Annotated in this window: 6 protein-coding genes; 2 read left to right on the top strand and 4 right to left on the bottom strand. The window is 71.0% G+C overall.

The window, feature by feature from the left end; all coding sequences use genetic code 11:
• Nucleotides 1-33: 33 nt before the first annotated feature.
• The 3 genes from ACFVWD_RS42735 to ACFVWD_RS42725 all read right to left on the bottom strand — a co-directional run bounded on the left by ACFVWD_RS42735 (nt 34) and on the right by ACFVWD_RS42725 (nt 4,577).
• Nucleotides 34-1,068 (bottom strand): sporulation protein, encoded by a 1,035-nt coding sequence (locus ACFVWD_RS42735; protein WP_389603322.1) that lies wholly within the window; start codon nt 1,066-1,068, stop codon nt 34-36.
• Between the two features lie 128 nt (nt 1,069-1,196).
• Nucleotides 1,197-2,555 carry a histidine-type phosphatase gene (locus ACFVWD_RS42730; protein WP_389603321.1) on the bottom strand — a complete coding sequence of 453 codons (1,359 nt, stop codon included), beginning with the start codon at nt 2,553-2,555 and terminating at the stop codon, nt 1,197-1,199.
• 138 nt (nt 2,556-2,693) lie between these two features.
• A complete protein-coding gene (locus tag ACFVWD_RS42725; RefSeq protein ID WP_389603320.1) occupies nt 2,694-4,577 on the bottom strand; it encodes a phosphatidylglycerol lysyltransferase domain-containing protein in 1,884 nt (627 codons plus the stop codon).
• Nucleotides 4,578-5,143: 566 nt separating this feature from the next.
• On the opposite strand from ACFVWD_RS42725, the gene efeU reads away from it, so the two are divergent.
• A complete protein-coding gene (efeU, locus tag ACFVWD_RS42720; RefSeq protein WP_389603319.1) occupies nt 5,144-7,519 on the top strand; it encodes an iron uptake transporter permease EfeU in 2,376 nt (791 codons plus the stop codon).
• A 140-nt stretch (nt 7,520-7,659) separates the two neighbouring features.
• The gene (efeB, locus tag ACFVWD_RS42715) at nt 7,660-8,943 is read left to right on the top strand and encodes an iron uptake transporter deferrochelatase/peroxidase subunit (protein WP_389603318.1); all 1,284 of its coding nucleotides are present in this window, start codon (nt 7,660-7,662) and stop codon (nt 8,941-8,943) included.
• Here the strand turns inward: efeB and ACFVWD_RS42710 are convergent.
• Nucleotides 8,874-9,569, bottom strand: a complete 696-nt coding sequence (locus tag ACFVWD_RS42710; RefSeq protein WP_389603317.1) for a hypothetical protein — start codon at nt 9,567-9,569, stop codon at nt 8,874-8,876. The genes efeB and ACFVWD_RS42710 overlap by 70 nt on opposite strands.
• Between the last annotated feature and the right edge of the window lie 37 nt (nt 9,570-9,606).

Raw genomic sequence — 9,606 nt, 5'->3', positions numbered from 1 at the left:
CCACCGCCCCCGGACACGGACGCGCCTGAGGACTCAGTCCTCTTCGCCGCCTTCGTCGTCGTCGCCCTCGAAGAAGTCGCCCACCTCGTCGACGACTTCGGCCGCGACCAGCCCGCCGACCACCCCCACGGCGAGTCCCGCCGCGCCGGCCGCGACCGCGGTACCGACGCCGGGCCCGGAGCGGTGGCCCTCATGGCCCGACTCATGGCCGGACCCATGGGCCGAGTGGTGCCCGTACGCGCTTGCGGCGGCATACGGATCGGCGTGGCCGTACGTGGCGTGGGAGCCGTACGACCCCCGGTGTTCGACCAACTGCCTGATCCAGCCGTCGACTTCGCCGTTCCAGTCGTGGGCCCCGACATCGTGATGGCCCACCGTGAAGCGGGTGAGGGCGTCCTGCCCGGACTCGAAGAGCCCGCCGCGCTTGTCGGCCTCCAGGACGATCTCCATGCCGGCCGGGGTGGCGAGGAAGGTCAGCTCGATCTCGTTCACCACATGCGCGTACTGCGGTGCGGGCGTCAGCTCGATCTCCTGGTAGAAGGGCAACCGCTGCCCCGTGCCCCCGATGTGGCCGTATTCGAGATCGGCGGACTTGAAGCCGAAGCCCAGCTGCCCCAGCGCCTCCAGGACCGCTTCCTGGACCGGCAGCGGACGCACCGCGAGCGGGTCCAGGTCACCCTTGTCCCTCGCACCGGCCACCGCGAGCTCGGTGCGCACGCCGAGGACGATGCCCAGCGGCTGCCCGTACAGCTCGCTGACCGGTGTCTCCCACGGCAGGGACACCCGGAACGGAACGCTGTACCGCTCCTCCTCGGCGAGGCGGAAACCGCCGCCGACCGTGAACCGCTCGAAGACGACGGCGCCCTCGCTCTCCCCGTCCTCGTGCTCGGCCTCCACCCGGGCGATCAGATCGAGCCCGATGTGCTCGATCTCCACGTCCGCGCTGCCACCCTGGAGATGGACCTGCCCGGACAGGATCCCGCCGGGCGCCACCGCGCCGCCGTCGAGAACCGTGTCCACCGAGGGGCCGCCTGCACCCATCGCCCCGAGCAGCCGTTTGAACACCATGTCGGTGTGGCTCCTTCACTGATCGCACTCATTGTTCCCAACCGGCTCGGAGCGAGCCCGGAACCGGTGTGATCAGAACTGACGGCATCGGTAAAGAAGTTCCCAAGCCACCTGGACGGAGGCATCTTTCACGACTTCGTGCGCCCGAAGCAGCGCTCCAGCTCGGCCAGGTCGTAGAACGCGCTGCCCTTCGCCACGGGCGCGCAGCCCGCCTTGAACGCGGTCTCCTTCTCGTTGTAGAGCATCCGCACCAGGTAGGTGTCGCCCTTGCGGAACACGTCCCACTGGATGTTCGCGGCCATCGGAGCCACCGAGCCGCCCCGCCAGGGGTTGTCCGCATAGGTGTACGGCTGAGTCGTCGTCACCGGCTTCGTGCTGCCCGGCAGCCGCATGAGAGCGGCGAGCGGGATGATCTCCTCGGCGTGGGTGAAACGCAACTCCGCGCCGAGGTCGCTGGTCTTGTCGCGCTTGGCCTCGGCCTTCTTGAAGAAGTCGTCGAGCAGGACGTCCGCCATCTTGTACGTGATGTCGCTGTCCGCGAAGCCCGGTCCCTTCTCGTAGAAGTCCTCGGCGTCGCTGAGACAGGCGAACCAGGCGGCGTCGCGCGGAGCGAGGTAGCGCTCCAGGTGCCAGCTGCCCTCGTCGGCCATGGCCGGGGCGATGCTGTACAGGTTGTAGACCGCCCGGGCCGCGTCCACCTCGCTGCCGATGGAGGCGAACTCCCCGGCCGAGATCCGCCGGACGAAGGCCGGGGTGAAGATCCTCTTCAGGATGTCGCGGGCCGCGCGGTGGGTGGCAGGCTGCTCGGTGATGCTCTTGAGGGTGGTGGCCAGCCGCTGGTCGTGGGCGATGTAGTCGCGGTAGGCGGCGCCGCCCGCGGACTTGTGGAAGTAGAGCAGGTCGGGGTCGGTGCGCGCCGGGCCGATGAGGGGACCGAGGGCCGGGTCGGCGTCGGCGAGGGCCGAGGCGAAGAGGGCGCCGCTGTCGACGGCGCGGCCCTGGCCCGAGCTGACCACGTCGATCGGCTCGGAGTCCGTGGCGATCCGCGTGAACAGTCCGGGCAGCCGCTGCGCCATGCGGGCCGCCGTGCCCTGGATCTCCCGTTTGCCCCGGCCGCTGAGGTTGCCGTATCCGACCTTCTCCATCGCCGCCAGCAGTGAGCGCACCTGCGGGCCGAACTCCGCACCGGCGCGGGTGAGTTCACCTTCGCTCTCGGCCTTGTCCCACAGCTGGACGATCAGTGCGCCGTCCTCGCCGCTGGTCGCCGCGCGTGAACCGTGCCGGGACACTTTCTCGGTGAACACCGGGACGAACCCCTTCGGTGCCCGCTGGTACGTACGGGCGTCCTGCTGCGGCGCGTACGGCGCCTTCGTCCCGTAACTGCCCGACGCCCCGCCCGCCGCCTGCGCCGGGAGCGGGGACACGAGGAGGACGGAGAGCGCGGAGAGGGTGAGAGCCAGGGCGGGGGCGGCCGCGATGCGTTTCATGAGGGCGTCGATTCGTCCGGGGGCGGGCTCGGTGATCGGCCGCATCGTTTCCGGACGACGTGAACGTCGGGTGACTGTGACATGGCGGGCGCCGGGTGCGCGTGTCCCGGCGCCCGTACCTCGAACTGGCCCGAAGGGTTACCTGGTTGACGAGGTGCTGGTCGAAGAACCCCTCTGCTGTCCGGGGACCTGCCCGCTCCCGTGCGGGGGTTGTGAGCGTCCTCCCGGCCTGCGCAGGAGTGGGCGGCGGCCGAGCGCGGGCAGGGCGGGCGGGGTGAGGAAGCCCTCCGCGCGGGCGGCGGCGATCCCGATGCGGGGGAGGTCGCTGCTCTTCTCGAACAGGAGGTAACGGGGTTCCCAGACGGGCCGGTACTTGGCGTTGGCCCGGTAGAGGGACTCGAGTTGCCACCAGCGGGAGAGGAACGTCAGCACCGCGCACCACAGACGCAGCACGGGTCCGGCCCCCAGCCGGGAGCCGCGCTCGAAGACGGAACGGAACATGGCGAAGTTCAGTGAGACCCGCTGCACCCCGATCTCCTCGGCGCGCAGCAGGAGTTCGATGACCATGAACTCCATGAGGCCGTTCTCGGAGTCGCGGTCCCGGCGCATCAGGTCGAGCGACAGCCCCTTGTCGCCCCACGGTACGAAGCTCAGTACGGCCCGTGGTTCGTCCTGGCTGTCGCGGCATTCCAGCATCACGCACCGGCCGTCGCCCGGGTCGCCGAGCCGGCCGAGCGCCATGGAGAACCCACGCTCGGTCTCGCCGTCCCGCCAGTGGTCCGCCTTGTCGATGAGGGTGGCCATGTCGGCCTCGGGGATGTCGCCGTGGCGGCGGATGTCGACGGTGTACCCGGCCCGGCGGATGCGGTTGTGCGCCTGGCGCACTCCGCGCATCGCGCGCCCTTCGAGGGTGAAGTCGGCGAGATCCACGATGGCTTCGTCGCCGAGTTCGAGGGCGTCGAGGCCGTGCCGGGCGTAGATGGTGCCGGCCTCCTCGCCGGCGCCCGTCACAGCGGGCGTCCAGGCGTGCCGTCGCGCCTCGTGCAGCCATGCCTCGATCGCACCGGGCCAGGCCTCGGGGTCGCCGATCGGGTCGCCGGAGGCCAGGGTCACTCCGCCGACCACCCGGTAGGTGATCGCCGCCTTGCCGCTCGGGGACCACATGACGGCCTTGTCGCGGCGCAGCGCGAAGTAGCCCAGCGAGTCCCGTTCACCGTGTTTGGCGAGAAGGTCGCGCAGACGTCGCTCGTCGTCCTCGCCGAGGAGTTCCCGCCCGCGCGGCGCACGGAAGCAGGCGTAGAGCACGAGCAGGAAGGACGCCGCGATCAGGATGTTGACGATCACGTCCACCCAGCGGGGCGCGACCACCGAGTCGAGGCGGTCGGCGAGCGGGCCGACGCTGACCCCGCGCAGCAGCGTGTATGCGATCCGGTCGCTCAGCGGCGCCCCGGACACCTTGTTGGTGGCGCTCACGAGCAGTGTTCCGAGGGTGCCACTGACCAGGAAGCCACCGGCGCCGACGGCCAGCGCCAGCCGGGGGTTGGAGCGGTCCCCGACGGCCTGGAACTCCCTTCGCCCCACGAGCAGCGCGACGACGAAGAGCCCGGTGAACAGGGTCGAGAACCAGTTGAAGCCGTGCCGTCGGTACTGCTCCTGCGTGAGGGCCAGGACGTACAGCCCGAAGAGCGGTCCCGCCAGCAGCATGTTGAAGATCCACGCGGCCCGTTTGCGGCGCCGCATCACCAGGGCCAGGAACAGTGCCAGCGCGGCCGAGACCAGCCCGGCGGTGGCCAGGTACGGGGTGAAGAACTCACCTCCGTTGTGCTCGTGCACCTCTTCCCGGAACGGCAGCGACGTGACCGCCACCACGTTGAGCAGCGCGAGCAGCCGCAGGTACCAGACCGTGGCCGCGGCCGCCCGTGGTCGCAGCCGGGCGCCGATGGCCGACCGTCCGCTCGGGTCCGTCCGGCGCGACTTCGAGTTCCTCTGTTCCGGGACGAGTACTGGCTGTTGTGCAGACACCGTGGAGCATCACCTTGGGGAGAGGGCGGTGGGGGAGAGCTGTAGGAGCGGATGCGGGGAACTCTGTGCGTTCCCTGAGAAGGGCAGAGCGGGGAAACCCTACATGCTGTAAGGGAAAGGTGAGTTGTGGTCGCGGTGAGGATTGCCGCCGAGGGTCTTAACGAGCGGCGGTCGGCGGTGTTGCGGGGAAAGACTGCCTGGTCCCGGCGGTGTCGCGGGGTAAGGGACTGGTAAGAATCGAAGCACGGACAGAATGTCCGTGGCGGAGGCGCGGCCGCGCCGACGGGTCGTCGCCGTGCGCCCCGCGAACCGACGCGGACGCCTGGGTTCTCGCCTTCCGCTCTCGCGTTACCGCAGCTCAGGGGTGTGATGCCCGCCTCGCGTGGCCCCCGCGCCGACTGATCGGCCGAACCGCCCCCGACGCGGCCGCCCCGGGCCCGGGGCGCGGTCCGCGTCCGCTGTGTCGCGATTTGCACGCTCTCTTGACCGTTAGTTAGGCATGCCTACACTAAGCCCCGCCCTTGGCCGTCCGGCCTGGTATTTGCTGCATCGGAGAGAGGCCCGAGGTGTGGGACGACGCGTTTCCCAGCTTTCTGATCGGTCTGCGTGAGGGGCTGGAAGCGGGACTGATCGTCTCGGTTCTGGTCGCCACGCTCGTACGGTCCGACCAGCGTGCCCGACTGCCCCATGTGTGGACGGGAGTTGCCGCCGCCATCGGGTTGTCGATGAGCTTCGGTGCGGTGCTGACGTTCACGGCGGCGAACCTGCCCGGGAAGTCGCAGGAGGCGTTCGGCGGCACGCTCAGTCTGGTCGCGGTCGTGTTCGTCACCGCCATGGTGTTCTGGATGCGGCGCTCGGCCCGTACGTTCTCCGGCGAGATCAAGCAGAAGGTCGCCGCCGCGCTGGGCATGGGCGCGGGCGTACTGATCGCCACGTCGTTCCTCGCCGTCGGCCGCGAGGGCCTGGAGACCGCGCTGTTCCTGTGGACCACCGCGCAGGCCGCGGGTAGTTCCTCGGGTCCGCTGGCCGGAGCGGCGGTCGGGCTGCTGATCGCCGCGGCGCTGTGCTGGGGCCTGTACCGGCGTGTCCTGCACATCAACCTCACGCGGTTCTTCAGCATCACCGGCGCCGTGCTCATCGTCATCGCCGCGGGCGTTCTCGGCTACGGCATGCGAGACCTCCAGGAAGCCACGGTGATCCCGGGCGGCACGTCGTACGCCTTCGATCTGTCGGCGCATCTCGACCCGGCCTCCTGGTACGTCACCGTCGTCCAGGGCACGCTCAACCTCACCCCGCAGATGACCTGGCTTCAGGTCGGTGTCTACGGCGCGTACCTGGCGATCGTGATGACGCTGTTCGTGCGCGGCGTCCGCGGGGCGACCGAGGCGAAGCCGGCGCCGGTGGCGTCCGCCGTCGCGCAGGCCGGGACGCCGGACGGCGCCGCGCCCGCGGGGGTCGCTGTCGCGACGGCCGACGAGCCCGCCGGGTCGACGACCTCGGCGTCCGCGCCTGCCGTCGCGCAAGCAGCCGGGACGCCCGCCGACTCCGGCGCCGGGAGTGCCGTCGCGTCGACCGCCGTCGAGGCCGAGCGGTCCACAGCGCCCGCCTCCGCAGGCGAGCCCGTCTCCACAGATGAGGTCCCCTCCGCGGGTGAGGCCGCCTCCGAAGACGAGCCCGTCGCCGCAGCCGAGAAGTCCGCCGAGCCTGCGGCCTCCGGCCCCGACCAGCTGTCCGCTCCCGCCGAGGGCGCCGCGGTCACGCCGTCCACCCCCCGTCGCTTCCCCCGCTGGACGGTCCCCGCCGCTCTCGTCGCCGCGCCCGCGCTCATCGCGGGGATCACCATCGCCGCCAGCAGCGGAAAGCCCGCGTCCGGGACGCCCGTCGTCGAGGTGTCCGCGGCCGACTGCGGCAAGGGCTTCACCGCGCCCAAGCCGGGTCGGCAGACCTTCCAGGTGCGCAACACCGGCTCCCGTACCTCCGAGGTCTATCTGATCGACCCGGTCAGCAACGCCGTCTACGGCGAGGTCGAGGGCATCGCCCCCGGCACCACCCGCGCCCTGATAGCCACCGTCGGGACGGGCTCGTACGCCTGGCGTTGTGTGCCAGGCGGCGGCAAGGCCGTCACCTCGGCGGCCGTACGCGTCAGCGCGGGCGGCGGCTCGGTCCAGGCCGTACTGCCGGTCTCCGAGAAGGACCTCGTCGCACCGCTGGTCGCCTACCGTACGTACGTCGATCAGGGTCTGGCCGACCTGCAGACCAAGACGCGCACCCTCCAGAGCGACCTCGACGCCGACAAGCTCGACCAGGCCCGCAAGGACTGGCTGCCCGCGCACACGCAGTACGCCTCGCTCGGCGCCGCCTACGGAACGTTCGCCGACTTCGACGCCAAGATCAACGGCCGTACGGCCGGACTCGCGGGCGGGGTCGAGGACCCGGCCTTCACCGGCTTCCACCGCATCGAGTACGGCCTGTGGCACGGCCAGTCCGCCGCCACCCTCGCGCCGTACGCCAAGCAACTCGCCGCCGATGTGGACGCCCTGCGCAAGGACTTCCCGAAGCAGGACTTCGACCCGGCCGACCTTCCGCTGCGCACCCACGAGATCCTCGAGAACACCCTGCACCGCGAACTGAGCGGCAACGCCGACTACGGCAGCGGCACCGAGCTCGCCACCACCGAGGCCAACCTCGACGGCACCCGCGAACTGCTCACCCTGCTCCGCCCGCTGATCGACAAGCGCAACGCGAAGGTGATCCCGGCCGTCGACACATGGATGCGGCGCACCGATCAACTGGTGCTCGCCCAGCGGACCGAGGACGGCACCTGGACGCCGCTGGACAAGCTGTCCGACACCGACCGGCAGCGCCTCGACGGCGCGGTCGGCCAGTTGCTGGAAGAGCTCGCCCCGATCCCGGACCTCCTGGAGATCCGCAAGGCCGCGTGAGCGTCCGAAAGTCCGCTTGAGCAACCCCAGGGCCGCGTGAGCGGCCCAGCGGCGCCGACCCGAGACCGTCGGCCCACCCGCGCCGAACCACCGCCCCCGCAGTACCGGGACCATGTGCCCGCAGGAGAGGACCTCCCCCGATGACGACCCCGAGCCAGGACGACCAGGCCGCGCCGGGCGGCTGCCCCTTCGGCCGCCGTACGTTCACCAAGACCGCCCTCGGCGTCGGCGCGGCCGGAGCCGCCCTGGCGGGCGCCGGGCTCGTCGGGGCCCAGGTGGCCGCGGGCGGCACTCCCGCCGCGGCGGCGGACTCGGGCAGCGGCAAGGTGGCCTTCCACGGCGCCCACCAGGCCGGCATCACCACCCCCGCGCCCACGGCCGCCGTCTTCGTCTCCTTCGACGTCATAGCCGAGGACCGGACCGAACTGGCCGCCCTGCTGCGCACGATCACCGAACGAGCCCGCTTCCTGACCACCGGTGGCACCCCGGTCGACCTCGGCGTGGGCGCACCGCCCTCCGACAGCGGTCTGCTGGGACCGGACCTGCCGGCGGACGACCTCACCGTCACCGTGGGCGTCGGCGCCTCGCTCTTCGACGACCGCTACGGCCTCGCCGACCGCATGCCGCGCCATCTCAAGCCGATGCGCACCTTCCCCAACGACAACCTCGACGCCGCCGAGTGCCACGGCGACCTGTCGTTGCAGCTGTGCGCGGCCAACTCCGACACGGTGCTGCACGCCCTGCGCGACATCACCCGGCACACGCGCGGCGCGCTGCAGATCAAGTGGCGCATCGACGGCTTCCAGAACCCGTCCCGCCCGACCGGCGCGCAGCGCAACTTCCTCGGGTTCAAGGACGGCATCGCCAATCCCGACGCGACCTCGTCCCGCGAGATGGACAAGCTGGTCTGGATCACCGGGGCCGACGGCGAACCGTCCTGGGCGGTCGGCGGCAGCTACCAGGTCATCCGGATCATCCGCATGCTGGTCGAGTTCTGGGACCGGGTCTCGCTCACCGAGCAGGAGAAGATGATCGGCCGCCGCCGTGACACCGGCGCACCGCTCGACGGCGCCCAGGAGACCGACCTCCCGCGCTACGCCAAGGACCCCAAGGGCGAGGCGATCCCGCTGGACGCACACATCCGGCTGGCCAACCCCCGTACGGCGCAGAGCGACACCACCCGGATCCTGCGCCGCGGCTACAACTACGACCGGGGCGTCGACAAGGCGGGCAACCTCGACATGGGCCTGGCCTTCTGCTCCTACCAGCAGGACGTGGTCCGTCAGTTCGAGGCGACCCAGACGCGTCTGATCGACGAGCCGCTCGTCGACTACATCAGCCCCACCGGGGGTGGCTACTTCTTCGCGCTGCCCGGGGTGAAGGACAGGTCCGACTGGCTGGGCCGCTCCCTCGTCGAGGGCTGAAGCGCAGGGTGAAGAGGGGGTTGGGCCGGGGCCTGACCCGAGGCGGTCCCGTCCAGCGTGCCGAGCAGAAATGGCATCACTCCCCGCTCCAGCAGGGCCAGTTGCCACTCCTCATGGGCCCGCCTCACCTCGGGATCGCGGTCCTCCGGGGTGGGGCGGTCGCGCGTCGCCAGCGACCAGAGAAGGTCGCCCAGCGCCGCACCCGCCGTCACCGCGGCCAGGATCACCACCACCATGATCAGCCCGTCGTTCAGATGCGGGCGTACGTCGAGAGCGTGCAGGTCGAACCCGCTCAGGACGTACACACCCGCGGCGACGACACCAAGACTCGGCACGAGCAGCGCCGAGACCGACACGGAGCCATCTCCCACCCGTACGGAGGCCTTTGAGGGGCCGTCATGCCGTCGGGACGCCCGCAGCCGGAGGTACCGGTCGTACTCGACCGCGGCGGTCCGGGAGAGCGCGGGACACGCCTGAAGGGCTTCGGCGCGCAGGCGCTCGCGCGTGTCCGCCACGCCGACGCGTTCCACGGCTGCCATGATCTCGGGGGAGTGGAGCGCCCGGTCCAGGATCCGCTCGAAGGTGCCGTCACTCGGCGCCGCCGGACCGTCGTCACGTTCCTTCATTTGGGGGTCCCCCGAGATGTAAGAGGCTCACGATGAG

The organism is Streptomyces sp. NPDC058086 (assembly GCF_042885015.1).
GTDB lineage: Bacteria > Actinomycetota > Actinomycetes > Streptomycetales > Streptomycetaceae > Streptomyces.
This window is presented reverse-complemented; position numbering and strand designations above follow the sequence as displayed.